Annotated in this window: 25 protein-coding genes; 8 read left to right on the top strand and 17 right to left on the bottom strand. The window is 41.7% G+C overall.

The window, feature by feature from the left end:
- Positions 1 to 97: 97 nt before the first annotated feature.
- The 4 genes from VK179_16550 to VK179_16535 form a co-directional block, all read right to left on the bottom strand.
- Positions 98 to 1270: a glycosyltransferase family 2 protein gene (locus tag VK179_16550; GenBank protein ID HLO60363.1), complete on the bottom strand. Its 1173-nt coding sequence runs from the start codon at positions 1268 to 1270 to the stop codon at positions 98 to 100.
- Complete coding sequence (locus tag VK179_16545) at positions 1267 to 2481, bottom strand: glycosyltransferase family 4 protein (protein HLO60362.1); 1215 nt, start codon at positions 2479 to 2481, stop codon at positions 1267 to 1269. Before VK179_16545 ends, VK179_16550 begins: the two co-directional genes overlap by 4 nt.
- Entirely contained in the window at positions 2478 to 4691 is a 2214-nt protein-coding gene (locus tag VK179_16540) for an LptF/LptG family permease (protein HLO60361.1), read from the bottom strand. Before VK179_16540 ends, VK179_16545 begins: the two co-directional genes overlap by 4 nt.
- Before the next feature lie 69 nt (positions 4692 to 4760).
- Positions 4761 to 5141 (bottom strand): START-like domain-containing protein, encoded by a 381-nt coding sequence (locus VK179_16535; GenBank protein ID HLO60360.1) that lies wholly within the window; start codon positions 5139 to 5141, stop codon positions 4761 to 4763.
- 147 nt (positions 5142 to 5288) lie between these two features.
- Between VK179_16535 and VK179_16530 the strand changes: the two genes are divergently transcribed.
- Together VK179_16530 and VK179_16525 are read left to right on the top strand one after the other, a co-directional pair.
- On the top strand, positions 5289 to 6479 hold the full coding sequence (locus VK179_16530) for a S8 family serine peptidase (GenBank protein HLO60359.1): 1191 nt from the start codon (positions 5289 to 5291) through the stop codon (positions 6477 to 6479).
- Between the two features lie 10 nt (positions 6480 to 6489).
- Complete coding sequence (locus VK179_16525) at positions 6490 to 6711, top strand: hypothetical protein (protein HLO60358.1); 222 nt, start codon at positions 6490 to 6492, stop codon at positions 6709 to 6711.
- Here the strand turns inward: VK179_16525 and VK179_16520 are convergent.
- The 5 genes from VK179_16520 to VK179_16500 all read right to left on the bottom strand — a co-directional run bounded on the left by VK179_16520 (position 6708) and on the right by VK179_16500 (position 11270).
- Positions 6708 to 7079, bottom strand: coding sequence for a SiaC family regulatory phosphoprotein (locus VK179_16520; protein ID HLO60357.1), 372 nt, complete (start codon positions 7077 to 7079; stop codon positions 6708 to 6710). The genes VK179_16525 and VK179_16520 overlap by 4 nt on opposite strands.
- A 15-nt stretch (positions 7080 to 7094) precedes the next feature.
- Positions 7095 to 8042, bottom strand: coding sequence for a hypothetical protein (locus VK179_16515; GenBank protein ID HLO60356.1), 948 nt, complete (start codon positions 8040 to 8042; stop codon positions 7095 to 7097).
- Positions 8043 to 8110: 68 nt separating this feature from the next.
- Positions 8111 to 9694 (bottom strand): FAD-dependent oxidoreductase, encoded by a 1584-nt coding sequence (locus VK179_16510; GenBank protein ID HLO60355.1) that lies wholly within the window; start codon positions 9692 to 9694, stop codon positions 8111 to 8113.
- Positions 9695 to 9933: 239 nt separating this feature from the next.
- Positions 9934 to 10404 (bottom strand): NUDIX domain-containing protein, encoded by a 471-nt coding sequence (locus VK179_16505; GenBank protein ID HLO60354.1) that lies wholly within the window; start codon positions 10402 to 10404, stop codon positions 9934 to 9936.
- A 23-nt stretch (positions 10405 to 10427) separates the two neighbouring features.
- Positions 10428 to 11270, bottom strand: a complete 843-nt coding sequence (locus VK179_16500; protein HLO60353.1) for an SDR family NAD(P)-dependent oxidoreductase — start codon at positions 11268 to 11270, stop codon at positions 10428 to 10430.
- Between the two features lie 153 nt (positions 11271 to 11423).
- Here VK179_16500 and VK179_16495 point away from each other — a divergent pair, with 153 nt between their 5' ends.
- Entirely contained in the window at positions 11424 to 11855 is a 432-nt protein-coding gene (locus VK179_16495) for a nuclear transport factor 2 family protein (protein HLO60352.1), read from the top strand.
- Positions 11856 to 12054: 199 nt separating this feature from the next.
- On the opposite strand, the gene VK179_16490 is transcribed toward VK179_16495, so the two are convergent.
- Entirely contained in the window at positions 12055 to 13251 is a 1197-nt protein-coding gene (locus tag VK179_16490) for an aldo/keto reductase (protein ID HLO60351.1), read from the bottom strand.
- Between the two features lie 422 nt (positions 13252 to 13673).
- On the opposite strand from VK179_16490, the gene VK179_16485 reads away from it, so the two are divergent.
- Positions 13674 to 14732, top strand: coding sequence for a class I fructose-bisphosphate aldolase (locus VK179_16485; protein ID HLO60350.1), 1059 nt, complete (start codon positions 13674 to 13676; stop codon positions 14730 to 14732).
- Between the two features lie 49 nt (positions 14733 to 14781).
- The gene (locus VK179_16480) at positions 14782 to 15459 is read left to right on the top strand and encodes a phenylalanine--tRNA ligase beta subunit-related protein (protein ID HLO60349.1); all 678 of its coding nucleotides are present in this window, start codon (positions 14782 to 14784) and stop codon (positions 15457 to 15459) included.
- 123 nt (positions 15460 to 15582) lie between these two features.
- On the opposite strand, the gene VK179_16475 is transcribed toward VK179_16480, so the two are convergent.
- The 4 genes from VK179_16475 to VK179_16460 form a co-directional block, all read right to left on the bottom strand.
- Positions 15583 to 15972, bottom strand: coding sequence for a VOC family protein (locus tag VK179_16475; protein ID HLO60348.1), 390 nt, complete (start codon positions 15970 to 15972; stop codon positions 15583 to 15585).
- A 132-nt stretch (positions 15973 to 16104) separates the two neighbouring features.
- Positions 16105 to 16701: a CPBP family glutamic-type intramembrane protease gene (locus VK179_16470; GenBank protein HLO60347.1), complete on the bottom strand. Its 597-nt coding sequence runs from the start codon at positions 16699 to 16701 to the stop codon at positions 16105 to 16107.
- A 32-nt stretch (positions 16702 to 16733) separates the two neighbouring features.
- Positions 16734 to 17075, bottom strand: a complete 342-nt coding sequence (locus tag VK179_16465; protein HLO60346.1) for a DHCW motif cupin fold protein — start codon at positions 17073 to 17075, stop codon at positions 16734 to 16736.
- A 25-nt stretch (positions 17076 to 17100) separates the two neighbouring features.
- Positions 17101 to 18447 carry a glycosyltransferase family 39 protein gene (locus VK179_16460; GenBank protein HLO60345.1) on the bottom strand — a complete coding sequence of 449 codons (1347 nt, stop codon included), beginning with the start codon at positions 18445 to 18447 and terminating at the stop codon, positions 17101 to 17103.
- A gap of 250 nt (positions 18448 to 18697) precedes the next feature.
- On the opposite strand from VK179_16460, the gene VK179_16455 reads away from it, so the two are divergent.
- Positions 18698 to 19570 (top strand): DUF1080 domain-containing protein, encoded by an 873-nt coding sequence (locus VK179_16455; protein ID HLO60344.1) that lies wholly within the window; start codon positions 18698 to 18700, stop codon positions 19568 to 19570.
- A 150-nt stretch (positions 19571 to 19720) separates the two neighbouring features.
- Here VK179_16455 and VK179_16450 read toward each other — a convergent pair whose 3' ends face one another.
- Positions 19721 to 22138, bottom strand: coding sequence for a TIM-barrel domain-containing protein (locus tag VK179_16450; GenBank protein ID HLO60343.1), 2418 nt, complete (start codon positions 22136 to 22138; stop codon positions 19721 to 19723).
- Positions 22139 to 22261: 123 nt separating this feature from the next.
- Here VK179_16450 and VK179_16445 point away from each other — a divergent pair, with 123 nt between their 5' ends.
- Both VK179_16445 and VK179_16440 read left to right on the top strand, forming a co-directional pair.
- Positions 22262 to 23134, top strand: a complete 873-nt coding sequence (locus VK179_16445; GenBank protein HLO60342.1) for a DUF1080 domain-containing protein — start codon at positions 22262 to 22264, stop codon at positions 23132 to 23134.
- A gap of 106 nt (positions 23135 to 23240) precedes the next feature.
- Positions 23241 to 24569, top strand: coding sequence for a sulfatase-like hydrolase/transferase (locus VK179_16440; protein HLO60341.1), 1329 nt, complete (start codon positions 23241 to 23243; stop codon positions 24567 to 24569).
- Between the two features lie 380 nt (positions 24570 to 24949).
- Here the strand turns inward: VK179_16440 and VK179_16435 are convergent, their stop codons facing one another.
- Positions 24950 to 25183, bottom strand: a complete 234-nt coding sequence (locus tag VK179_16435; GenBank protein HLO60340.1) for a hypothetical protein — start codon at positions 25181 to 25183, stop codon at positions 24950 to 24952.
- Entirely contained in the window at positions 25167 to 26438 is a 1272-nt protein-coding gene (locus VK179_16430) for a hypothetical protein (GenBank protein ID HLO60339.1), read from the bottom strand. Before VK179_16430 ends, VK179_16435 begins: the two co-directional genes overlap by 17 nt.
- Between the last annotated feature and the right edge of the window lie 3 nt (positions 26439 to 26441).

Genomic DNA, 26441 nt, shown 5'->3' with positions numbered 1-26441 from the left:
TGTAAAAAATTAATCTGCAAAGTTACAACTGTTATACAATTTGTAGAACCACAACTACGAATAAATCAAATTCAGGTCTAAAAATCAATGAAATTCATCAGGTGCGTTTGACTTTCTGCCATTTAACCGAATAATCTCCCCTGAGGAATTTAAAAAAGCCGGTTAATACGGCATAATTCATTATAAGGAGGTAATATGGCGCAAAAAGGAAACCAAGTCGTGTTCTTACATTTTCCATCAGTTTTCCGGCAAGTGCCAGTACATAAAATAAGCATTGCAATCCCAGCATCGCTTCATATACCGGGCTTTTACCAATAAGCACTATAGCCAGATTCAAAAGAAAAATTACCGGAAAGGAGAAAGGTACCAACGTCCAGCGGAGAACTTTATGAGAAATATATTTAAAGCTTGTCATTCCGTATTTGAAAGGATTCAGCAATTCACCCATGCGAAGAAGAGACTGCATCCCGCCTGAGGCTATCCTTACCTTTCTTTTCATTTCTTCGGAAACGGTTAATGATGCGGTTTCGGTACCCCATGCGCCCGGAGCATACCTGATATGATAACCTTTCTGCAGTACCTGTAATGAAAGCGTAAAGTCATCGAGAATGGTATCTTCCTTAACTTCATCGTACAGTTCAGTGCGAATTGCGAAAATTTCTCCCACAGCGCCCATTACCGATCCGGTATCCGATTCAAGCTTCTTGATAAATGATTCATATCGCCAGTATAATCCTTCTCCTGCGCCGGCAGCTTTCTGCAATCCCTTATCGGCAATCCTCTTTTCACCCGTTACACAACCGGTTGCCGGATCGGAAAAAGGTTTGATGATCTCTCGGATAGCTTCCGGATTAAGCATCGTATTGGCGTCGGTGAAAATAACAACCGGTGTGGAGACCGATTTAACCCCCCTGTTCATGGCATGGATCTTTCCCCGGCGTTCATGCTGATGCATAATGACCATCTGCGGATAACGGCATAGAAGCTCATATGTATTGTCATTTGTGCCATCTGTTATCCAAATTATCTTTAATTTATCAGCCGGGTAATTCAGTTCGAGTGAATTATTGACTTTTTCAATAACATATCGTTCTTCATTATATGAAGGTATCAGAAGGCTTACAGCAGGTTCCGCCCGTGTTTCATCCGTAGTGTTCCAGGCGGTGAATAATCTGCGCAGCCCGCTGGCAATTAATAACAGTAAGGTATATCCTGCATAGGTATAGATTACAATGCCAAGGAAAAACCAAAAAAGGACCTTGAGGATCATTTCATGTAATTGTTATAAAATGCAGCAAGTGACACGGCTATGTCCCTGTTATTATAATGTTCACATACAAATTTCCACGCCTCTTTTCCTGTTGAGATGCACAAATCGCGGTCATTGATAAGCATTTCTGTTACCTGGCTGAAATTGTCAGGATCATCAGCTATAAATAGATGTTTCCCATTTACGGCCGACAGGCCTTCGGCTCCCATTGTGGTTGTGATCACTGGTTTAGCCAGTGCCATTGCCTCGATAATCTTGAGTCGCATACCGCTTCCTGAAAAACAGGGTGCAATCAGAGCAGTGTGTTCCCTGGTAAAACGATCGGGATCATTGATTTCCCCGTGATAAACAACACCGGGCTGAACAATCTTGCTTATAAGTAACATGGGGGCATTTCGCCCTGCCACATGAAGCCTGAGATCGTGATATTTCCGGCGAAGTTTGGGAAATACATGGGTAGTGAACCATACAAGACCTTCCTGGTTGGGAATCCAATCAAGTGAACCCAGGTAGAATAAACTGAATCCTGTGCCCGGCATCGATGGAACTTCATCCCGGGAACATTCGGGGTTGATATCCACGCCGGCAGGACTAACATGGGCGGGTTTCAGGTTACCCATGCTTTTAAATTTTAACAGATCCCTCTCAGTTATCGGAACCAGCAGATCATAGGTATTCAGTGCTTTATATTCAAAATCCATCACCCTTTGAGCGACGATACTGAAATATCTTTTCCTGTAATACACTTTTTCTTCATGTGCAATTCTTTCCCAGATTTCATGTTCAATGTTATGGGCACGCAAAACAATCTTTGAATCTGAATATTTGCGAATTACCGGTATGTAGGGAGTGAGGTACAAACCTTCGAGCTGAACAAAATCAAAGTGCCGGCTTTGCAACAGTTTCGCCAACTCATTGGCATAAACGCGGGAATAAAATCTTGTAGCTGTATAGGGCTTTTTGGAAAACAGTAAATTCATCAGCATACCTGTATGATTGACAATCGTATTGACATACACGGTATGCACTTCCATTATCTTGCTGAATTCCTTATGTTGTTCGAGTTTTAACCTGTGTTTATCTGTGAACATAGTGAGAACAACTATTTCATGGCCCAGGCTTTTTAACGCTTTTGCCATACCGAACATAGCCAGTGAACCACCGTCTCGTGGCGGATATGGAGGTTTATTGGTCAGTTGCAGTATTTTCATTCAAGCGTAACTAATATGTTTCTGTAGGTGGAACTGTTCAATAAATTAATCATACCGGTTGATAAATCCGAAACCTGCATAAGATTCCTTTTTAACTGGTAGATTTTAAACCTCAAATGGAAAAGCCTGATCAGGGCTACAGGGAAAATAATCAGTGCAATCAGGCGGTACGTTTTAAGTTTAAAAAATTCAGAAGTTATCCGGCCGTGAATAATAGGAAATTCTTCAAGTCTCTTTTCAAAATACGGTATCCTGAACCAGGTACTTAAAATTACCTGGTCGAGAAAACTGTTGTAATGTATACCAAATTCAAGAAGATAGAAGAAACCTGTGTTATGAAGTGATTTCTTAAAGAGTTCAGACCATGTTGTGTCATTTTCAAGCTGCTGTACACACCGCCCCGCCATTTCTCCTATTTCCCTGAAATTATCCTGAAGTTGGGTCCTTGGTATCTCAATAATTTCGAATTTTCCCGCAATGTGCATCTTCTTTTCAAGAAGCGCGCCTCGCCTTAATCCGGCTTTTTCACGAATCCAGTTGAGGTAGGTGTCGATGTTGAGAATGGCCGAGTCATTGGTCGCCTGGTAGGTGAGGAATATTCCGGCTATGATCAGTATGAATGAAGACAGCCACATTCCCTGGAACGAAGTTAAGATGCTCTCTTCAACCAGTTTCTGCCCGATTAATGAGATCACATAGTACATTATGAACAGCAGGGTTGAAATTACGGTCGGCAAGCCGAGTCCGCCTTTACGGATAATAGCACCAAGAGGTGCGCCTATAAACAGAAAGATAAGACAGGCAATTGAAAGAGTGAATTTGCGATGCCACTCGATCTCATGCTTGCGTAGTTTCCGGGTCTCATAATCCATTCGCTCGGTTGAGGTGAGAACCATGTAGGTATTCGATGATACATTATTGGTGGCTTCGGTTATTACGCGGTGTTTATTGGCAAGAGAAAGCGACTGATACAGGCTGTCAAAACTGTCGATCTTCTTCAGCTTTTTCTGAGCAGCCTCAAAAATGGAATCTCTTCTTGCCTGTACTATTGTATCCGGAATAGCCGGTTTAGGATTTGCAAGGTCCCTTCGGGCCATTGAGGCAGCCCGTCGGGCTTCTACTTTCCTCTGTTCGGCCGTTTTGGGTTTAGTAACAGTCTGGTTACCGGCCGGCCGGCTGTTAACCACTCTCAGGGGATCATATGGATCAGGAGCACCGATTGTTGTATTTTCTTTTGAACTCCCTAACTTCTGATCTCGCGCATAACGGATCTGGTTGTACCGTTGTCCGAAGGTTGTGGCTTTGCTGTTGAGCTTAAAAAAACTGCTTGTAATCAGATTTTGCGAAAATGTTTCACTGCCGATCCTGATGTCCCTCTTCAAAGAATCCTTGGCACGCTTAAGCTGGGAAACATTAAGCATCTGGTAAGAGCTTTTGAATATATTTTCATCCGTTCGGGTCATCTCAAATCCAGACATCGCAATAATAATGTTCTCTTCCCTGAATTTAAGCGTCCTGTGAGGGTAACGCCTGTCGCGCCTGCGTCTTCCTTCTTCTACTTCGGTATACTTGTAGCCATCCCACAGGGTAATAATCATATTCCGCTTGTCTTCAGTCATCTTCATCCGGCCTGAATCAGCCGTTGTCACATCAAGATTGCCGCGGCTTCCTGAATGATCATATATTTTTATATCATAAAGCATATTGGTGTTAGGGTCTTTCCTGCCTACCCTGATGGTACGGTCTTCAATGAGCTTATTGAAAACACCTTCATTAATGACCACCTCTGGATGCAGGTTTTTCATGTCGTTCCTGAGAGTCCGCATTTTTAAATTGGTGATCGGAACTACATTATTGGCAAAAAAGAAAGCTGCCGCAGAAATCAATATGGCCAGGATGACAACCGGGATCATGACCCTCTGAAGCGATATGCCGGATGCCTTAATGGCTGTGAGTTCATAAAACTCACCCATATTTCCGAATGTCATCAGCGATGAAAGAAGCACAGAAAGAGGCAATGCAAGAGTAACAAGGCCAGCTGATGCATACATGAAGAATTCCCCAATAATTTTTATACCCAGCCCCTTACCTACAAGTTCATCAATGTAACGAAAGAGGAATTGTATCAGAAGCAGGAAAAGGACAATGAAGAAGGTCATTACAAATGGCCCGAGAAAGGATTTTATAACCAATCTGTGCAAACGTTTCACGCCGGTCTCCTATAAATAAAACATCAAAAACGTTTACAAAGCTAGGATATTTTTGGAGAGGTAAAGCAATTACAGGCCAATTACATGCTTAAGCTTCGAAACCTGTGAATTCCAAAGGTCAATAACGCTCTCCTTATCGTCGTCATCGGCAAAATCAGTGATGATCAATGCGGTATCACCCGTAAGCTCGTCAGTGTTCAGCCTGAATTCAAACCAGTGTGCTTCAGGTTCAGTTGAATCAACCCAGCGGAATCGGATGTATTTATTCTCCTTCCGTTGAATGATATCCGCTTTCTGTTCAGTGTTTTCCCAAAAAAAACTGTATTGCATTCCCTTTATATTTACATTATCGGCAAACCATTCTGATAATCCGCCGGGAGTGCTTAACCTTGGATAAACCACTTTGGGTGATGAGTTGATGGAGTACTCAAGGATTATCTTTTTCTTCATATAAAGGGTTTAAGGAATAAGGCTTTGTCAGTAATTTATTCACCTTCTTGTCGCAATATATGAAAAATGTTTACATTTTTCAACTATTTTTGAAATCATTGTTTAAGTGTCGTTTAGCCCAATACTTTAACCCAAATAAACTCTCTCATGAAAACAAAAAACACTCAGACAAAAAAGCACACAGGGCGAAACCTGATCCTGCTAAACTCAAATCTGAAACGTGAGCGGTTTTTTAAGGCCACTCATAATGCGTCCATCCGGATGGCCCATTATAATGATTACGCCCTCCATCCTGAAAATTTCGATAAGGCCTTTTCAACCGGCGATGGCATTTATTTTGAAATGCTGAACGTGGCGGTTATCAACTTCAACAGGGAAGATGAAATTGATTTTGTTAACCGTGAGCTTGCTGGCAAAGGTGTTTTGTCGGTTGAGCCGGAAAGGTATGTTTACAAAATCGGAACTCGTAAAGTAAAAGCCCCCGCTGATAATGCTGAATTCTCCTGGGGAATAAAGGCCACCGGTGTATTTGAGACACCTTTTACAGGAAAAGGAGTTAACATTGCCATCCTTGACACGGGTGTTTTCAAACAGCATGAAGACCTGAAAGGCCGGAATATAAAAACCAAAAAGTTTGTGAGTACGGGCAAGGCGGGCGATGTCGACGGACATGGATCTCATTGCACCGGAATTGCATGCGGGTATAAGGATGCCGACGGTTTTCGCTATGGGGTTGCATGTGAGTCAAATATATTCGTGGGAAAGGTTCTCGATGACCAGGGCGAAGGGACCGATGGTGGCATTCTTGCCGGTATCGAATGGGCAATGACAAATAAGTGCAGGGTCATCAGCATGTCGCTGGGCGCAGCTAGCCAGCCTGGAGAGCCTTATTCCGAAACATATGAATCGGTAGCAAAAAGGGCTGTTAAAAACGGAGCTCTCATTGTTGCAGCCGCGGGAAATGAAAGTAACAGACCTTCTTTTGTAGCACCTGTCGGCCATCCTGCCAATTGCCCTTCTATAATGGCCGTTGGTGCAGTTGACAGTTCTATGAAAATTGCACCTTTTTCCTGCGGGGGAACCAAAGCAAAAGGGGGACAGGTGGATATAGCAGCTCCGGGCGTTTCAGTATACAGCATGATCAATGAACAGGGAAAACATGAAAAGTGGGATGGCACAAGTATGGCAACTCCTTTTGTGGCAGGTATTGCAGGATTGTTTTTCGAACAAAACAAGAAAGCCGGACCGCTTGGCGTTTGGGCTTTGATTACACAACATGCAAAGAGGCTTAAGCTCAGTTCGGTTGATGCAGGGTCGGGACTGGTTCAGGCTCCCTAAAATTTGTATTATGAAAAAATATTTTATTGCATCGGTAACTGACGATTATCTCGGGACTATTGATGAGGTGGCAAGCCGTCTTCAGAACCTGGGTTGTGAAATAACACAGGTTCTGAAAATATCAGGTGTAATTACAGGCAAAGTTGAACAGGATCGTGACCTTGACGACCTGCGAATTCAGGGCGTTGCTTCCGTCGAAAAGCAAAAACAGGTAAGAAAAATACGCCGTTAAGAATTATCGCCGTATTTTACATACCTGAAATGGGCATGTTTCATTAATTTTTCGAATAACCTTCCCTGGTCTTTCAATTCATCGTCGCCCGATTCAAAATACCATGTTATGGTAAGTTCACGAATTGCAGGATTTCCGTCGAGCGTTTTAAGCAAATACAGGAGTTTTTTTGAAGAACTGCTGTTCATATACTCCAGGTTGATATCTACATAAAGATGGTCAAACCTGCAATCCTTTGCCCATTCAATGTAGGGATCATAAAACTTAGCCTCGCTCAGCGGAATGGATCTGCCTTTAATCAGTAGTTTGTCATCATGAAGAACAATGGCAGGGGTGGTGTTTGTGGGTTTGAGGTCAATTGGATTCATGTATCTGAGATTTGGTTAAGGAACTTTCTCGATAATAGTCTTGTCAATCTGTTTCACATGATCATCCAGAACATCAATAACGGTCTCCCTCGATACTAATATTTTTAAGGGAATACCCGGATCAATTAAGTAATTGTAAATGTTATCGTCATACACACTGACAATTGACTCCGAAATCGCACCGGCAATAGCTTCTTTTCGCATGCCAAGGTGCAAAAAATAGTTTTTTAACATGGTGTTCGCCGAGTCGGGCAGAACTTTCATTCTTTGCAACAACTCACAAGTCTGCTTTTCCTTGTTTAAGTGTCGAAGCACAATAATGCCGTTTCCGGTTGCAGGCTGACTATTCTTCATCACCGGCACCTTCTCGTTATAGTTATATATTTTGCCTACAGTATATTGTTTTCCAAGAGGAAAATGAAACATCATCAGCTCTTTAAAGACAAGCTGTTCAATTCCCCTTTTAGTATTATATACTGATGACAAAGAATTCAGTTCTTTTCGGATCTGCCCGGCCTGACTTATTGTGTCTGAAGAAAGGCTGCTAATTTTTTCACCTATCAGTTTTTTCAGCATTGTACCAATCTCCTGCCAGTTCTGAATTCCAATGTATACGCCTGTTTCAGTTGTTTTATAGATAACATTTGTATAGTTGTAGTTCGGGTATTTTTTTCTAACCGAAGCAGGTAACCCGAAGGCGTCATAAAACGGGTTTGCCATAGTCCAGTCAAGTGTATAAGTATCAGAATCCTGTGCCAGGACCTCCATTTTTGCCAAGTAATGAATGGAATCATTTTGAACTACTTTCTGATCCTGAATGGTTTGTTTAATTTTAGTTACTTTGAATCCCCAAATATCACCGGTTTTCCAGTAGGCTACTATGGGAACAATACTGGTATCAGGCTGACAGGTACCCTTCAATCCCATCATCAGAATTATGGTAAAGAGCAAACAGAACTTCATATGAAAACAGTAAAGCGAAATGTTGATTTGTGGGTATACAGATAAGAAACCCTTTCAAAAATAGAAAATTATTCCTTAATTTCTATTTTTTTAAGATCGGATTGCGACGGTCCGTTAATTACTTTTCCACCGGTTGTGAACCTTGAACCATGTGCCGGGCAATCAAATGACATTTCATCCGCATTCCAGCGTAAAATTCCGCCAAGATGCGGACATACCGCACTAAAGGCGTGCAATATGCTCATGTCATCCCTGTATACAGCTACTTTTTTTAATCCTGATGTAAATATACCACCTTGCCTCGGTTTCAAATCTGCCAGTTCTTTTACATCCCCTGCTGAAATCCAGTCGGAGTATTGGGCAGCCATGTTCACTGCCTCTTTCACGAAATCACCGCCTGCATGGGTAGGTTTTCTTGATGGATCATAAAGCGATTCCCAAATATTCTTCTTTCCCAGTATCATATCCGAAACCAGCATTCCGCCAATGGTGCCATATGTCATACCGTTACCTGAGTGACCAGTAATAATGTAAATGTTTTCATCACCCGGATTCTTCCCGATGAATGCCAGTGAATCCACAGGCTCCATCACCTGGCCTGACCATTTATAGGCAATTGTTTCAACAGCCGGAAAATGTTTACGAGTCCATGCTACAAGGTTTTCATACCTGTTCTGTTCGGGTATATTCTCTTTATCTGCCTGCCCGATTTTATGATCTTCGCCACCCGCGATCAGAAGATCAAACTTCTCATCAAATTCTTCAAGACGCACGTAATGATAGGGCTTGGTAACCCATTTCGACTGCTGGCCCCCGGTATCCCACCAGAGTGAATAGGGAAGAGATCCCTTCCGGATACTGGCTGCAATCACATATGTGCGATATGTATATTGCTTTGTGTGCATTGTCACCAGGTCATTTACAGGAGAATTTGTGGCTACAACAATCTGGCTGGCTTTTACCTTATATCCGTTGACTGTGGCTCCTTCTTTTGTTATGTTTTCAGCCCCGGATTCGGTGAAAATTTTGCCTCCTTTCCTGATAAATGCTTCTGAAAGTCCTTTTAAGTACATCAAAATATGAAACTGTGCCTGGCCAGGGAATTTAATGCAACGTTTTTCAATAAGCGCTGATACTCCGGGTGTTTCAGGAAGAACATCGGTATAAAGACCAAGACTTTTGGTGACCTGGTACTCCTTCTCAAGGGTTTCAATTTTATCTGAATTGTGCAGGAACAGGTAACCGGGAACCCTTTTAAAATGACAGCTGATGCTTTCAGTGTGGATAACGGAATTGATCCATTGAATGGCCGTCATATGGCTGTTAGCTGCCAGAAGCGCTTTTTCATGACCGAACATGTTTTCTATTTCTGAATACCGGTCATCAAGAGCATAGGTTATATGGGCCGTTGTGCGTCCTGATTCCCCGCTGCCGATAAATCCGTCTTCAACAAGCACAACCTTGCGGCCAGACCTGGAAAGACAATATGCTGTAGTTAATCCTGAAATACCCCCGCCTATAACCAGTATATCGGTTTCCATGTTCTTTTTAAGCGTTTCAAATTGGATAGGCTTTGATGAGATTGTCCAGTATGACCGGTTCCGGCCTGATGTGATGTCTGGATTGATTTCATTGAACGGGGTTGGATTCATTTCCTTGTTTTGGAAGGAACAAGTTGAAGAGTTTAAAGGTTCAGGCAAACGTCATTGCGAGGAGCGTGGTAAACACCTGATTATAGTAGTATGAAAATGCGACGAAGCAATCTGCCCGAACAGGCAGGGCATGGCAAAGACCTACTTTGAGGTCCTGGAGTCTGTCTTGGCGAGGTATTTCCTGCGCTGGCAGATTGCTTCGACTTCGCAGGAATCGAAGTCTCGCAATGACGGCTGGGTTACGCCCCGCTCCTCGCAATAACGTTTTGCATCAACTCCTCCAGTATCGGTATCTGCCCGTTCAGTATCTTTTCACGTGCCTGTTCAATTGTAAACCAGCCGGCTTTGTCGATTTCCGGAAAGTCCTGCTTTTTACCCGATTTTGGAGGCCATTCCAATGTGAATGTATTGCTGCAAATATTATCCGTATCAAGATCGCATTCAACCGCCCAGGCATGCACCCATTTTCCGCCGTTCTGTTTTACAGGCGACAGCTGAATGTAATTTCCCTCAATTTCATAACCGGTTTCTTCAAGAAATTCACGCTTTGCAGCTTCAAAAGCATCTTCGTTATCGTCGAATTCTCCCTTTGGGATAGTCCATGTGCTGATATCTTTGTTTTTGTAAAAAGGCCCTCCCGGATGTACAAGCAAAACCTCAGGTTTATCCTTTTTTAACCTGTAAACAAGGATTCCGGCGCTCTTTTTCATAATAGGCTGTATTTCCGGTAAAGTTAAAGATTATGTTTGACCGGTGTCCGGTTTATTATAACACTGAATGGCCGGATTTCCTTTTTCATCACCTTAGATAGAACAATAAGCCTCAACCACAGGGGGAAAATCTTTGTCATCAGCCAGTTAACTTTATTAAAAAAGCCCGGAATTATAAGTGTTCTTCTTGCGAAAAGCTTGTTTACAGCAATCGTGGCTGTTTCACGGGTTGACATAACTCCAAGCCGGCCAACCAGACTTTGACTTGCAATGCGGTTTGTAACATCGGCATTTGTGCGCATAGGTCCCGGATGAACAACACTTACAAAAACACTTGTATTTTTAAGCTCTTCATAAAGTCCTCTTGAAAACGACCATATAAACGCTTTGGATGCCGGATACACGGTTTTATAAGCCACAGGTGAAAAGGAAGCAAGACTCGATACATTCAATATATAAGCACTGGGCTGGCATTTCAGAACAGGCAGCATTAACCGGGTGAGGAGGGACGTGGCCCTGATGTTAAGCTGGATGATATTGTCAATATATTCAACCGGCGCCTGTTCAAAAGCATATGTGCCGCCCATACCGGCATTGTTCACAAGTATGCTGACAGGTCCCGCTGCCTTAGCCCATTCCGCTATATGAAATACGGTGTTTGATTCACAAAGATCTGCTTCAATATGTTTTACTTCTATTTTATTTCTTTTAGATAATTGATGCCCGAGATCAGCAAGTCCTTCATTTTTGAGTGAAACCAGCAGAAGGTTAATCCCTCTCATAGCCAGTTCTTCGGCAATCTCTTTTCCCAGTCCCCTGCTGGCACCGGTTATCAGGGCATATGACTTATGGTTTGGTTGATGCATAATTGAATTGAATATTTCTGTTAACGAGGCCGGCTGGCAACCATGTGTATAACAAATATATCCGATGTTATGTTGCGAAGAGCCGGTATTCCGTTCGGTTTTGTATAACGAAAATTAATTGTACTTTTAAGTGTAATCTCAATTTCACTTCTCATGAAATGGTACACTCTAATCTGCCTGCTGGCTTTGATTACTTCATGTAAAAAAGCTCCGGAAATTGTAAATCCAGATATCGCCAGGTTACTGGAAGCCGATAGCCTTTGGCAACTTGCCTGTTCATCAAATGATCCTGTGAAAATGGCTGCTTTCTATGACAGTATGGGATTTGCAGTAAACGGAACCCTTATAATAAAAGGCCATGCAAATCTGGAAAACTATTGGAAAGGCCTGATGAATCAGCCCGGTTTCCTGTGCACTTGGCATGCTGAGGGAGCAGACGTATCAGGGGATCTGGGTTCCACCTACGGAAAATGGACAACCCGCATGCCAGGCAACGGGGGAATTGTCGAATCACACGGCATTTACCTCGCCACCTGGAAGAAGCAGAAGAACGGAGAGTGGAAGGTTCTTGTGGATAAACCGTAGCCAAAAGCCCGTCATTGCGAGGAGCCAGAAATAACTCTGATTATACCAGTATATTTAGTCGACGAAGCAATCTGTCAGCACAGGAAAACCCTTGCCAAAAGAAATAGGTACCGATGTATATCTCCTGATAAGGTCCTGCCTGTTCGGGCAGATTGCTTCGTCTTCGCAGGAATCGAAGGCTCGCAATGACGTTCAATATTCACGCCCTCACAAACTCCACCGGCACATCACTTAGCCTGGCGATATCGGTAATCCTCTCTTTTACATCAAATCCACTGCTGCAATTCACATTACAGCCGTCGCAAGAACTGCAGGGATTGCCTTTAATTCCGGCGTCTGCCAGCGTATACCAGGCCTGTTCCCTGTTTTTATAGCCGTAAGCATACATGTAGCTTCTCATGAGAGTGGGAATATCCAGCTCATTCGGACACTGTGGAATGCATTCCTTACACTGCCTGCAATACAGTCCCTTATTCATTTCAACTGAAGCCAGTTTCAGGTCGTTGATTTCCTGTTCGGTCATGTTCAGGTTCTTCAGCATGGCCATGTTCTTCTGAAGTTCATCCAACGATGACATACCGGAGACAATGCTTGTAATATCCTCATTTTTTAAAACCCATTTCAGGGCTGCCGTCACATTAACAGCCGGACCTGTTTTATTCCTTCCTGCACCTGCAGTAGTTTTCATGCCAACAATCCCGATCCCTGCTTTGGCAGCCCGCTTAATGGCCTGGTTATAGGCTTCAAGATCCGGACTCTTGAAATTGTAACCAATCATGGCTACATCGTAGATATCCGATGAAGCCGCTGCGTCCAATGCCTCAATGCTGTCGGAATGCGAAGCGATTCCCACATACTTTACCTTACCCTGCTTTTTAAGCTGCTCAAAGGCTTTCAAAACCCCTTCATGCAGAACGGTTTCTTTTTTGCCGGCGAAAGGAAGAAGCACAAAGTCGATTTGTTCCATGCCAAAACGTTTAAGGCTTTCTTCTGCTTTCTTAATATATCCTTCACTGGTAAAAGCAGCAGAAAGGGTACCTGAACGCATATCCATACCATCGGGTGATGCAGCAGTTCCAACCATGTAGCTGCTCCGGGGTATGTCTTTCAGGGCCTGGCCGACAAGGATTTCATTATTCCCCTCACCATAATAGGTTGCAGAAAAGAATAACCTGATTCCGGCATCATAGGCTGCTTTTATAAATCCAGTACTTGAGGCGCCACTTGTCCCCATGCTGATCAGCGGAACCTGAATCCCGGTTTTACCGAGCTTGCGGACCGGAAGTTCATTTATTGTTTTCACGCCGGCAGATGCGGTTATTGAAGGAATCAGTGCCGTGCCGGATATGCCTATAAAGCTGTTTTTAAGGAAAGACCTGCGACTATTGGTGTTCATAATGTTTTGGATATGTTGAATAGGTTTATTAAATAATGTGAAAGGTAGTAAATTCTGTTTTGCGTTTGATGCAATGAAATTAAACAGAATTGGAATTGATTGTTCGGCATTGGCTTATATTAACAATAAATTAACTTAGGTAATCCGTCATTGCGAGGAGCATGAATTATAATTGATTATACCAAAATGTATCGCGACGAAGCAATCTGACCGCACAGGATGAGCCTTGCCAAGACAGACTTTATTTACATAAAGTGACTCTTTGAAGCGCCGTTCCTGTTCGGGTAGATTGCTTCGTCGCAATTAATTATTTCTATAATCATTGTCGATTCACGCTCCTCGCAATGACGATCTTTATCAGTATCCAGCATCCCGCTTAAACCATCCCTCCTTTATTATGTTTCCTTATATAAAACAAAACCATGGCAAACAGCAAGATAATTGAGATACTCGGGGAAAAGGCAGACGGACTTCTTAACCATACCTGCAATACGATCGACAGTACTGTAATTCATACTCCCTCAGGTAATCACGTTGATGAAATCTGGATGAACAGCAACCGCAATAACCAGGTACTGCGCAGCCTTCAGGCGTTGCTTCAGCATGGACGGCTCTCGAATACCGGTTTCTGCAGTATTCTGCCGGTCGATCAGGGTGTTGAACACAGCGCAGGATCTGCATTTGCAGTAAACCCGATTTATTTTGACCCTGAGAACATCATAAAGCTGGCTATCGAAGGAGGATGTAATGCTGTGGCATCCACATACGGCGTTCTTGGCATAATGAGTCGTAAATATGCCCACAAAATTCCCTTCATAGTAAAAATCAATCACAATGAGCTGCTGAGCATGCCCAACCGCTATGACCAGGTTCTTTATGGCACTGTTAAAAGCGCATGGGAAATGGGGGCTGTTGCAATAGGAGCCACTGTTTACTGGGGCAGTGAAGAAAGTACAAGACAATTGCAGGAAGTATCAACTGCCTTCCAACTGGCGCATGATATGGGCATGGCAACCATCCTCTGGTGTTACACCCGGAACAATGCTTTTAAAACAGGCGGGAAAGATTATCATACATCGGCTGATTTAACAGGACAGGCTAATCACCTCGGTGTAACCATCCAGGCCGACATAATAAAACAGAAGCTGCCTGTGAATAATGGCGGCTTCCTGGCCACAAATCAGGGAAAGACAAATAAGCTGGTATATGAAAAACTCACAACCGATCATCCCATTGATCTTACCAGGTACCAGGTGTTGAACTGCTATAGCGGTCGCGTTGGACTGATTAACAGCGGTGGAGAGAGTCTTGGAAAAAGCGATTTGCAGGAGGCTGTTGTAACGGCTGTAGTAAATAAAAGAGCAGGAGGTATGGGTTTGATACTGGGAAGGAAAGCTTTTCAGCGGCCTTTTAACGAGGGCGTCGGATTATTGAATACTGTTCAGGATGTTTATCTTGACGACAGTATAACGCTTGCCTGATTTTATTTACAGGAGGATTTCGTATTTTTAACTTTTCACAGGATGAAATATGAATTCCATCGAAGTAAAGATCGGTAAGGTCATCAGGGATTTAAATCCCCTGGTTACTCTGGGTATAATTGAAGGCAAGGTCACGAACAGCAGTTACAATGCTGAATTGTGGAACGAAATCCAAAACAGTACTACCCATATAAGACAATCACTGTCATTTGAAGCGATAAAAGATCAGCCACAGGTTGCTGCCACCAGAAAAATGTATTCCTTATGCGGCAAAGATCCGAGCCGGTATCGGCCCAGTGCAGAAGCCCTTATGCGCCGTATTGTGAAAGGTCAGGATTTGTATCAGATCAATACACTTGTGGATATTATTAACCTGGTATCGCTGAAAACCGGTTTTTCAATTGGCGGCTTTGATGCTGCTTATATTGAAGGTACGGTTGAACTGAGTATGGGTCGTGCAGATGAAATATATAACGGCATCGGGCGCGGGCTGCTGAATATAGAAAACCTGCCTGTTTTGCGCGATTCAAAAGGCCCGATCGGCAATCCGACGAGCGACGAGGAACGTACTTCTATTCGACCTGAAACAACTCATATTCTCTGGGTTATCTATGCGTTCGCGGGAACGGAACACCTTCAGCAAGCAATGGATTATGCCTGTGATATGTTAAAACTTCATGCCGGCGCGGGAACAATGAAGCAAGACTTGTCAGCGTCGCAGACCTGACAGCGTCGGTGTTTAAAAATGTGCCAGGCGAAGTCTTTGACTTCGTCTAAACGTAACTGACAGTTAAATAGCATATTAATAAAATATCTCTGATAAGTGTATTTTGTAACTATGCATGATATATCATATCGTTATCTCCACCCAATTCCCTTCCGGATCCAACACCACGCTCTCATAATATCCGTCTCCTGTCGTACGGGGTTCCCCGGCAATTGTAAAATGATCGGCACGAAGTTTTTCGGTTAATTGGTTTACAAGCTCCTTACTTCCCACAGAAAACGAAAGATGAGCGAAGCCTTTCATAAATCCCCTTTTAACCGGCTCGTCAACAATGTCTGTCCTGTTCATGATTTCAAGGCGTGTTTCTCCGTCTTTGAAAGTTAAGAAATAAGATGAAAACCCTTTTTTATCATTTGTATATTTCTCACTGCTGACGGCATCAAAATACTTCAAATAAAACAGGCGCATCTTTTCAAGATCGTCAACCCAGAGCGCTATGTGATCAATTTTCATTTGTTCAGATTTAAGACCTGACAGCGTCGCAGACCTGTCAGCGTCGTATTAATATGATTGAATGCTGTTAAATTTCTTTTATAATTCATCAAATGTTTCCTCCGTAAAATTGTCAAATTTACCGCTGTAACTTTATTTATTGAGAATTGAAAAAAATTCTAGCCATGCATCCCTTTGAAGAACCACGTAATAAAATAATGCACCCAGCACTCCATGGAATATTCCCAGTGGTAATATGTTTCGCTTTGATAAAAAGATCAGAGAATAGATAATTGCCATTGCAAATGTAACGGCAATCAACGCAAATGAGGGATAATGAACAATTGAAAACAGGAAGGAAGTAATAATTACAATGAAGGCAGTATTGATATTCTTACCCTCATAATCTTTTAAATTTCCTGCAAATAAACTCATCATCAGAAACTGTTGAACAAGGCCCCAGATCGGATAAGTAATTAATACAAAAAGGATATTCCAGCTGAAGTGAATGGTGAAAATTCCATAAATAATTAACCCTATAAGAATTATTAACCCGGGAATGGCTAATATTTTCATAGTGCCTGAGATCGTTGAGAAGGACAGGCCCCAGTAGTTGATCAGCTTTTTATTTTTAGATACACGATAAACAAAGTAAGTGCTCCAGAAAGCAATGGTGGTAATGATGTACACAAATTTCAGATTAAGGAAATCAACAAAAATCAGTTTCCCCAATCCGGTAAGTATTACCATGACTATTTCAAATATCCTTTGCCTGTTGCTTATCATTTCAGAAAATCCCCGTCAACTATTAAAAGTTTAACGCCGTTTGTTGTCTTCGACCGGTGAGAACTTAACTCATCTGAAACCACATAAGTCATCCCTTTGGTTAAAAGGATTTCACGTCCATCCTGCAATTCGCTTACAAACTCTCCTTCAAGACAATGAACGATATGGCCCTTCCGGCACCAGTGATCGGCAAGATAGCCGGGTGAATACTCAACAATTCGTATACGCAGGCCATCAAATAATTTGGTTTGCCAGTATGCAACGCCAGTTTCACCTTTAAACTCGTCTTTTGCTATGTCCGGCCAGCTGATTGTCTGAAAAGGAATACCGTTTTTCATTTATAAAAAGATGCTTATTCAGATGTTATTTAGGGTCTATTTGTTTTCTGTAGAATTCAATCCAATCTTTATTGTTTGCAAACCGTTTCAATAGTTTATATTCCGGGTTGGTTGCGATTTCATTATACAACGTATCCTTTTCATTACTGCAAAATATATACATATCATAAATGTCTGATTTATTCCTGAGAATGTAAGGTTTTTTATTTTTTAAATACCCTAACTCAGGAATTCCCATATAATACTGCATGAGAAAGGTTGAATAGATTTTTTGATTACTCAGATTCAGATCCTCTGCGAAATGAATTGCCTGTTGGTGAAGCAAGATATTGTTTTTATAACCAATCGAAACATCCTGTGCTACGGGTTCTTTAAAAAAAGTGTAATACATAAATATAAGTCCGAAAAGCAGTGTAAAACCTATTTTCATCAGGGTATTATCAAGACTTTTAACTATCGGTAATATACTTGCAATAATAAATATGACAACTGCAGTCAGAAGATATCTTGAAGCAAAGAAGTTCATTGAACAGAACAATAAATAGAGAAGAATAAACAACCAGCATAAAGCAATGAACCGACTGGTTTGTACATCCAGTTTTTTTCTTCCCAATAAAAAGCTGATGCACATCAATGAAAGAACAAATAAGTACTTTCTGCCGTCCGCGAAAAATATTTCCTTGATTAATACAAGGTTGTTTTTAATTTCAGAAACGTCAAATACCATGAAATTTGTGTGTTCGGGAAACAAAAACCAACCTGATCTGATTCTTTGTATTATCATAAAGACAGCAAAAAGCCCGAGCGGTATAATGAGAATGACTAATTGCTGAAGAGTTTTTTTTAATTCAAACGACCTGGTGGGCTTGCTGAAAAGATATTCCAATAATATCCTGTCAATAAGTATTGAAGCTATTGCAACAATTCCGGTTTCTTTGGTTAAAACCAGTAATGAGGAGAAAAGTATATAAAGCTTCCAATTCTTTTGAACATAGGAATGAAGCATAAGGATTATCCAGAGCGTCAGCATTATTTCAGGTAGCAATAAACTACTCTGCACAAAAAAAATGGGTTGCAAAACAAGCAGTGTCACTATAATTAAGGCACTCTCTTTTTTATCAAGTTTCTTAACTAAAAAAAATACAGCAACGAGAAGTACACATGAAATGAGTAAACTGAACAGATGGATAAGGAAAATACTTTCGCCAAATAATTTTACCCATAAAGCCGACAGAAAATAGAATAAAAGCGGGTGGCCTCGTGTAAGTTCAGTATTTCCTTGTCCCGGGAAAAAAGCAAGCCCATGCTTATTCATGTCAAAAACGGCAACGGCATATGACCAGGCTTCATCCCAAAAAAAAGGTAATTTCAAATAACTGATCTTTAAAAGGAGAAAGACAAGAATTATTAAAATTAAAAGTGAATGTCTTTTGAGACACAATAATATATTCTTCATAATACCAGTTTATTGTCTGAAAGGGTATTCCATGGTTAATCCTAAATAGTTATTTTGGTTTATTCGAAAGATAAGTAAAAAATAGGACAGATTAAAAATATAACAGACTTCAAAATCAATAACTTTATAGTGATTCAAAAAAAGTAATAATGTAATTCACCTAAAAATGAAACAAGTATTTATTTCGCTGTTGTTCGCAGTATTATGTATGGTTGTTAACGCACAAAATGAAAAGCCAAAACAACAAATGCCCTTTAATTATGCTGAGCAGGAAGCCATAGTGAAAAAATTTACGCAGAAATTCGATTCGCTTACTCCCATGCAGCAAAACATTTTTTTTACCAATGTAAAACATATCATGGAACCTGAGGTTGTGAAAATTGAACCGGGTAAAGTAGATGATGACCCGCCTTCTGATGCCATCATTCTTTTCAATGGCAGCAACCTCGACGAATGGGAAGAAATGACATGGGGTATGGGTGGTCCCGGCGGGAAGAAACCGATTTCCTGGGTTATAAAAGACGGGGGCATGCAACCCTTGCCATCATCAGGCACAGCGCAAACGAAGCGTTCATTCAGGGATTTCCAGTTGCATATTGAATGGAAAACCCCGGTAGGTTTGCCCGCAACAGTGGCAGGTCAGGATAGAGGTAACAGCGGGGTTATTATCCAGGGAAATTATGAAGTTCAGATACTTGACAGTTATAATAACAGAACGTACCGGAACGGGCAGGCAGGTGCTGTTTATATGCAGTATGCCCCGCTAGTGAATCCGGCCAGGAAAGAGGGTGAATGGCAGTCGTATGATATTATTTATACCGCGCCCCGGTTTAAAGACGACAAAACTTTTTTCACACCCCCAAGAATCACTGTTTTTTACAATGGTGTATTGGTTCAGAATAACGTTGAAATACAAGGCCCAACTGTTTTCCCCGGTATCCCGCAGTATCCGGTAAAGGAACATGGCGATGGTCCCATCCAGTTGCAGCAGCATGGTAATCCAACAACTTTCAGGAATATCTGGATAAGGGAATTATAGGTTTCAACAATTGCCCCGGCATTCATGCCGGGGCTATAACACTCATGCACATTTCGTCAAAAAACCGGCATTTATGCCGGTTTTATAATTCATGGCAAGCAACGTGCCCGCAGGACTCCAGTATCAAGCATCCAATATCCAGTATCAGTTTTAAAGCCGAATCACAATTTTCTCTCCTGCATAATCCACAACCCTGTCGTATTTCACTGATAAATCAGAGCCGGTTCCTTTCTTCTTGTCTACAGAAATGATATTAAACTTCCTTGTCGTCAGCATGCCCTGGAAATCACCTTTGCGCTTTCCGATTATCAATTCTTTTTTGTTTTCATTCCAGGTGAATGTAATGGTGGAATACTTGCCTTTTTCATAATTGTAGTTGTCGTTCTCATCTTCGTAAAGAGTGAATTCGCCATTGGCACCTCTGTACACCCGGATCTCAAGATTGTCCCATTTTTTTTCTGTGGCATACTGTACTTCGGGTCCTATTGGCAGAATAGAACCGGCTTTTACAAAAACAGGTATAATATCAAGGGGCGTTTCTTTCTTATACGTTTGTCCGCCTGCTAACCTCTCACCGGTCCAGAAGTCATACCATTCGGTTCCTTTGGGCAGGTAAACCTCTTTTGTTTTTACCGAACCGAAATCTTCAACTTTCACCGTGTCTTTTCCCTGAACCTGGTTTTTCCAATACATGGGATTGGTTACAGGACTTACCAATAACGATTTTCCGAACATATACTCATCATTTATGTTCAGGGCGTCTTTATCTGCAGCGAAATCCATTACAAGCGCACGCATCATACTGCCCTGGCTGGCCGTAACATTCCATGATGTTGAATAAATATAGGGCAGCAGTTTATATCGCAGTTTGATATACTTTTCGATAGCGTCGTAAATAGGGTTTCCCTTTATGCCGAACTGGTAAATCTCCCGGGGCGCCCCTTCTCCATGCGAACGCATCATGGGAATAAATGTACCGAACTCAACCCATCTTACATGGAGTTCCCTGTAATCGGGGTTTTGAAGAGGGTTCTTGAAATTCCACAGGAAGAAACCTCCTAAATCGCAGTTCCAGTAAGGAATACCACAAAGTGAAAAATTCAATCCTGCTGAAATCTGGTTTCTCAATGCTTCCCATGAAGCTATCACATCGCCTGACCATGTATTCGCCCCATAGCGCTGTTGACCGGCGAAAGCGGAACGGGTAAGAATAAATACCCTCTTATCCCTGGAAACTGCTTTCTGATGATCGGATACTCCACCCACCGTCATCAGTGGATAAGCATTCCGAACCTTCCTGAATGAGCCAAGGTATGTCTTTGTATCATAATCGGAAGGCTTGGGATTGAAATGGTCGGGTTCTGATGAATCGATCCACCATCCATCCATGCCTAATGAAAAGATGCCGTTATTCAGGTAATTCCAGTATATATCGCGTGCAGCCGGATTGTAAGCATCATAAACCCTTACTCCTGAAGGATAATCGAGCCTGGGTGGCCATTTTTCGGAACCCGACTGGGGCCATGTTTCGATATTGAAAAGTGCATTTATCTTTTCAAGTTCCCTGTATTGCTTGGTCATGGGGCCGAAGCTGTTCCATATTGAAATAAGCATGTGGGCATTGTTGGTATGCACATCCCTTATCATTTTCTGTGGATCATAAAAACCGGCATTAAGGAAATCCATGGCATTCCAGAGATAATTGCTGCCCCAGTACTGCCAGTCCTGGATAATGCCGTCAAGCGGCACCTGCAGTTCCCTGTATTTTTTCACCACATCAAGTGATTCATCCTGGCTTTTGTATCGTTCCTTGCTTTGAAAGAAGCCATATGTCCATAACGGAAACATGGGAGCCTGGCCGGTTAATTCACGCATGCAGGCAATTACCTTATCGGCATTGCCGCCATACATCACGTAATAGTCGATGCAATCACCTGATTCAGATGTAAAACTTGTGGTTTCAGGATTGTCTTCAAAAACCGTGGGGGAGTAATTATCCCAGAATAGGCCATATCCTTTTGAAGACAAAAAGAATGGAATGTAATCATCCGTATTACCCTGGATCATATGGAGCTTTACACCCCTCTGTGACATACGGCCCTGCTGTTGCTGGCCAAGGCCATAAATGAACTCATCCTTATCCAGAAGGAAGGCTTGTGAAACCGAATATGTCTTTTCACCGGCATCATTAAAATCGGTAAATGATGCACCGGATTGTTTTTCATTTATCAATGGTCTGCCTTCACTTTCGAAACGGATATCTCCGTTGCTGAGGCTGACTGAAACAATGAGATGATCGCTTTTAATAACAAGTTTCTCACCTTGTTTATTGGCGCTGAACGCAACGGCCTGAGGTGTCTTTACAACCGACAGACTTTGTTTCTCCGGTGATCTCCCTTCAGGATACTTTATGATCCTCACAATAGAGGGTGTGTAAAACCGGACCTCGATCTGAACGGAATGGATGGTGGTTTTAACACCGGATGATGTTTTCTGGAAGGTCTGAGCCTCCAAAGGCTTGATTAAAAGAAACAACACCGTAAAAAGAGCAATTGAAAAAGATTTCATTCTGTGTAAATTTAAATGCCTCCGAAAGGTATGTAAATTTTGGCTTGTTGGAAAGACTGTTAAAATCTATAACTTTATAGGTCTGATTCCTTGGATTGAACTCATTATCTAATTCAATATAAAATGAAACACCTGGTAACTTTTCTGTTATTTGCACTGTGGTGCATGTTAATCAACGCTCAAAACGAAAAGCCTAAAGTGCAAATGCCCTTCAATTATGCCGAGCAAGAGGCCATTGTAAAAAAATTTATGCAGAAGTTCGATTCACTGACTCCCATGCAGCAGAATATTTTCTTTACTAATGTCAAGCACATCATGGAACCGGAAGTAAAGAAAATTGAAGCGGGACAGGTGGATGATGCGCCTCCTTCAGATGCCATTGTTTTATTCGACGGTAAAAACCTTGACGAATGGGAAGAAATCACCTGGGGAATGGGCGGCCCGGGCGGGAAAAAACCGATTTCATGGGTAATTAAGGATGGCGGTATGCAGCCTCAGGCTTCATCCGGCACAGCACAAACCAAGCGTACATTCAGGGATTTCCAGTTACATATTGAATGGAAAACTCCTGTGGGTTTGCCTGCTACTGTAACCGGTCAGGACAGGGGAAACAGCGGTGTGATCATCCAGGGAAATTATGAGGTTCAGATACTCGACAGCTATAGCAACCGCACATACCGCAACGGGCAGGCCGGTGCGGTTTACATGCAATATGCCCCGCTTGTAAATCCGGCCAGTAAAGAAGGTGAATGGCAGTCATACGATATTATTTATACAGCGCCACGATTTAAGGATGATCATACCTATTTCACCCCTCCGAGAATAACGGTTTTATACAATGGTGTTTTAATCCAGAATAATGTAGAAATTCAGGGTCCTACTGTTTTCCCGGGTATCCCGCAATACATCATTAAAGAACATGGTGATGGCCCGATACAATTGCAGCAGCACGGCAATCCCACCACCTTTAGGAATATCTGGATAAGGGAATTGTAATTTTCCAGAAGTTCGGACGCGGCTCTGCCTCGTTCGGCCTAAATCGAACATAGTTGAATAGCAATTGTTTAGATGAACCGGATCACCAACGTCTAAAAAAACTACTATGTTCAACTTAAACTGTACTTCTTATGAGAGAATCATAATTCTCTTCTCTTTAGTTCTGTCATTTTCCTGGTCTGATTTGTCTTCTCAGCCTTCCCGTCCCAATATCATTTATATAATGACCGATGATATGGGCTATGGAGATCTCAGCGGATATGGCCGAAAAGACTATCAAACAACACATCTGGATGATCTTGCCAAACAGGGAGTTAAATTTATTAATGCTTATTCGGCAGGACCGCTTTGTACCCCAACCCGTACAGCATTTATGACAGGGCGCTATCCTGCCAGAACTCCTGTTGGTTTATTGGAACCGCTTACCTCTTCCGAAAAAGACAGAGAATATGGATTAACTGCTGATTATCCGTCAATAGCCTCACTCTTAAAATCCGGAGGTTATCAAACTGCATTGGTCGGGAAATGGCATCTTGGAGTTCTTCCGCAACATAGTCCTCTTAAAAACGGATTTGATTATTTTTTTGGCATTCGTACCGGTGCTGCAGATTATATATCACACAAAGGGGATAACGGGAATCCTGATTTGTATGAAAACGATCAATTGGTTGAAATGGATGGTTATCTGACCGAATTATTTACGCAAAAAGCAATTTCATTTATAAAGGGAAAGCATGATAAACCATTTTTTCTGGTCATCACTTATAATGCTCCTCACTGGCCGTGGCAAGGTCCGGATGCCAGGCCTTATCCTGATTCTGTTGATTTCAGGGACGGAGGATCTCCTGAAATTTATGCTCAGATGATGAAAAGCCTGGATGAAGGAGTTGGAAATATCATTAAGGCTTTGGATGGAGAATTATCCGGACGCACACTGGTAATCTTTACAAATGATAATGGGGGTGAAAGGTTTTCGGATAATGCCGGATTAATGAAATCGAAAGGTACTTTATGGGAAGGTGGCATTAAAGTTCCTGCCTTTGCCAGGTGGACCGGTACGATTAAGGCCGGTGGCGTTTCAGAGCAGGTTATAGTGACAATGGATTGGACTGCAACCATTTTATCTGCAGCAGGTGTTCAGCCACCTCCTGACTTTCCTTTTGACGGAATGGACCTGATGCCGGTTATGATTTCTCCGGGTAAAGTAATTGACAGGACTCTATATTGGCGGACATTTCAACGGACAAGGCAAAAAGCAATCCGATCGGGGGAATGGAAATATATACAGGATGAAAAAGGGGAGTACCTGTTTAACCTGTTCGATGATCCCGGTGAAAAGAGCGATTTAAAAGCCGCCAAACCGGAAATTTTCAACCAATTGAAATCTAAATACGAAAATTGGGAAAAAACCGTGCTTCAGCCAATCGCATTATAAGTGCAAATAGGGGCGTACCAGGCTTTTATTAACCTGCCGGTTATCGGGAAACGGGAAAATCTTCTGTATTACTCAAAAAGGGCGTTGACAAAGGCGTTGACTACCGAATAAAATACTATTCAGGGCTTTCTCTGTTGTTGAAAGGGGCAAACCGTATGTCGACATCCACGAATTTGTCGCGTGATAATAACTTGCTAAATTTTGGTTTGCCTTAGAACAATGTTACTGCCTAGTGTTCTGTCTTCATATTCTGTAAACCATTGTCGATCTATAGTTTCCAATTTCTTGTGGTTGGTCTGCTTTGCTTGCTCTTTGACAATGATTCGGTTTAAGCATTAGCTCGTGGGGCTTTGTCAATGTGCTTGCAAATGCGTCGGCTTTCATTTTAGTTTTATCTTATCTGGTTTCATAAACTCAAACCATTGTTTGTATTTGCTTGATGATATTGATGTCCGCAATTTTATTTGTTCCGCTAAAGTGATTCCTCCTTTTCTTAATGGAAATAAATTTCTTCTATCAACCTCTTCAGCAATGGCCTGAAAGGTTGCTGTCCTGTCTGGTTTGCTTAACAAAACAACCGCAACTGCTTCGTGAAGTTTAAGAAGATTTCTCATTGACAATTATTGGTTCTTCATTCAGTAAGCCAAAAATTCTTCCGTCAGTTGAGTGGCGTATTTTTCCAAAATAGGTTGCCTTAAAATATTTTCTCCGTTCATTAAAAACAAACTTCAAGTTGACAGGCAACTTAGTTTCTTCATTTTCCTTTTCACCTAACCGCATCAAAACTTGAACACTTTCGTTAATGAAGTGAGGATTATAACTGTAACTAAGGATTGATTTGAAGTCCTGTTTTACAATGTATCTCATAATTGTTTTAGAAAATGCTATAAGGTAAGCGAGTTTTCTTTGTTTGATTTCTGCAATAAAGATTCTACCAAACGCTTCATTAGTATTAACCGCTGCAAACATTTTACCATCCATGTAAAGATAAAATGCTCCTTGTTTTGAAAAGTTACCCTCTAAAGGTTTGTTGTCTAACTCTAAGTAATTTTGGGCTTCTTCAATAAGTTTAATCCTTTTCTCCAACGCTTTTGTTATCTTTTCTCTCACACCGATATTTCTAAACTCATCCAAGTAATAATGAAGTCGTGCAAGTAATTTGTATTTCTCTGGATTCATTTCTATATCTACTGCAGGTGGGTCAACTAACCAAACTTTTGCAATGCTGTTTGGTCTGTTATCTAACACACCTATTGTTCCGTAAAACAACTTTTGATGAATTGGAATTTGCCTATTCACTTCTTCTTTTCTTACATTTGCTTTTTTGTTTTCAATTCTTGTATAGTGGGCTTGCACCGAATTGTTTCGTACTGAATTGTCTGTGATTGTGCTTCCTTTGTTTTCTACTTGAATATAATTTGTTCCTGTTGATGCAATTGAAATTTCAAAATCGAACGTCGGATGCCCTTTCCTTCCAGGGGATGTGGAAATTTTTTTCCAATCAGCAGCAGTCAAATCGTGTATTTTATTTACTACACATAAGCCAAGTGCAACACCGATTCGTTCTGTAAATCCAACTTGCATCATGTCGTTACCAATTATTCTTGCTTGAACACTTCCGTTATTGAATGTAAGGTAATCGTCAATGTCGCCCAATCTCTTTTGAATTCTTTCTTGCAAATCATTGTAAGTTCTGAAACCGTTTCTATCCATTTGTTCTGTGAACATCATGTATGCAAGAAATTCATCACTAGAAATACTCATGCCATTTTGAACAAATTTATTCAATGTTTTAGCATTTGGAAAACCTTGAAACAAGCATTGCTGTTCTGTATCGTAATATTCAAAAGATAAATTTATTTGTGCCATTTT

This window comes from Bacteroidales bacterium, from assembly GCA_035299085.1.
Classification (GTDB): domain Bacteria; phylum Bacteroidota; class Bacteroidia; order Bacteroidales; family UBA10428; genus UBA5072.
This window is presented reverse-complemented; position numbering and strand designations above follow the sequence as displayed.

What these genes read in the sequence shown, in the direction of transcription:
- VK179_16550 (HLO60363.1), bottom strand. Translation starts at nt 1,270, where the DNA reads ATGATCCTCAAGGTCCTTTTTTGGTTTTTCCTTGGCATTGTAATCTAT.
- VK179_16545 (HLO60362.1), bottom strand. Translation starts at nt 2,481, where the DNA reads ATGAAAATACTGCAACTGACCAATAAACCTCCATATCCGCCACGAGAC.
- VK179_16535 (HLO60360.1), bottom strand. Translation starts at nt 5,141, where the DNA reads ATGAAGAAAAAGATAATCCTTGAGTACTCCATCAACTCATCACCCAAA.
- VK179_16530 (HLO60359.1), top strand. Translation starts at nt 5,289, where the DNA reads ATGAAAACAAAAAACACTCAGACAAAAAAGCACACAGGGCGAAACCTG.
- VK179_16525 (HLO60358.1), top strand. Translation starts at nt 6,490, where the DNA reads ATGAAAAAATATTTTATTGCATCGGTAACTGACGATTATCTCGGGACT.
- VK179_16520 (HLO60357.1), bottom strand. Translation starts at nt 7,079, where the DNA reads ATGAATCCAATTGACCTCAAACCCACAAACACCACCCCTGCCATTGTT.
- VK179_16515 (HLO60356.1), bottom strand. Translation starts at nt 8,042, where the DNA reads ATGAAGTTCTGTTTGCTCTTTACCATAATTCTGATGATGGGATTGAAG.
- VK179_16510 (HLO60355.1), bottom strand. Translation starts at nt 9,694, where the DNA reads ATGAATCCAACCCCGTTCAATGAAATCAATCCAGACATCACATCAGGC.
- VK179_16505 (HLO60354.1), bottom strand. Translation starts at nt 10,404, where the DNA reads ATGAAAAAGAGCGCCGGAATCCTTGTTTACAGGTTAAAAAAGGATAAA.
- VK179_16500 (HLO60353.1), bottom strand. Translation starts at nt 11,270, where the DNA reads ATGCATCAACCAAACCATAAGTCATATGCCCTGATAACCGGTGCCAGC.
- VK179_16495 (HLO60352.1), top strand. Translation starts at nt 11,424, where the DNA reads ATGAAATGGTACACTCTAATCTGCCTGCTGGCTTTGATTACTTCATGT.
- VK179_16490 (HLO60351.1), bottom strand. Translation starts at nt 13,251, where the DNA reads ATGAACACCAATAGTCGCAGGTCTTTCCTTAAAAACAGCTTTATAGGC.
- VK179_16485 (HLO60350.1), top strand. Translation starts at nt 13,674, where the DNA reads ATGGCAAACAGCAAGATAATTGAGATACTCGGGGAAAAGGCAGACGGA.
- VK179_16480 (HLO60349.1), top strand. Translation starts at nt 14,782, where the DNA reads ATGAATTCCATCGAAGTAAAGATCGGTAAGGTCATCAGGGATTTAAAT.
- VK179_16475 (HLO60348.1), bottom strand. Translation starts at nt 15,972, where the DNA reads ATGAAAATTGATCACATAGCGCTCTGGGTTGACGATCTTGAAAAGATG.
- VK179_16470 (HLO60347.1), bottom strand. Translation starts at nt 16,701, where the DNA reads ATGGTAATACTTACCGGATTGGGGAAACTGATTTTTGTTGATTTCCTT.
- VK179_16465 (HLO60346.1), bottom strand. Translation starts at nt 17,075, where the DNA reads ATGAAAAACGGTATTCCTTTTCAGACAATCAGCTGGCCGGACATAGCA.
- VK179_16455 (HLO60344.1), top strand. Translation starts at nt 18,698, where the DNA reads ATGAAACAAGTATTTATTTCGCTGTTGTTCGCAGTATTATGTATGGTT.
- VK179_16450 (HLO60343.1), bottom strand. Translation starts at nt 22,138, where the DNA reads ATGAAATCTTTTTCAATTGCTCTTTTTACGGTGTTGTTTCTTTTAATC.
- VK179_16445 (HLO60342.1), top strand. Translation starts at nt 22,262, where the DNA reads ATGAAACACCTGGTAACTTTTCTGTTATTTGCACTGTGGTGCATGTTA.
- VK179_16440 (HLO60341.1), top strand. Translation starts at nt 23,241, where the DNA reads ATGTTCAACTTAAACTGTACTTCTTATGAGAGAATCATAATTCTCTTC.
- VK179_16435 (HLO60340.1), bottom strand. Translation starts at nt 25,183, where the DNA reads ATGAGAAATCTTCTTAAACTTCACGAAGCAGTTGCGGTTGTTTTGTTA.
- VK179_16430 (HLO60339.1), bottom strand. Translation starts at nt 26,438, where the DNA reads ATGGCACAAATAAATTTATCTTTTGAATATTACGATACAGAACAGCAA.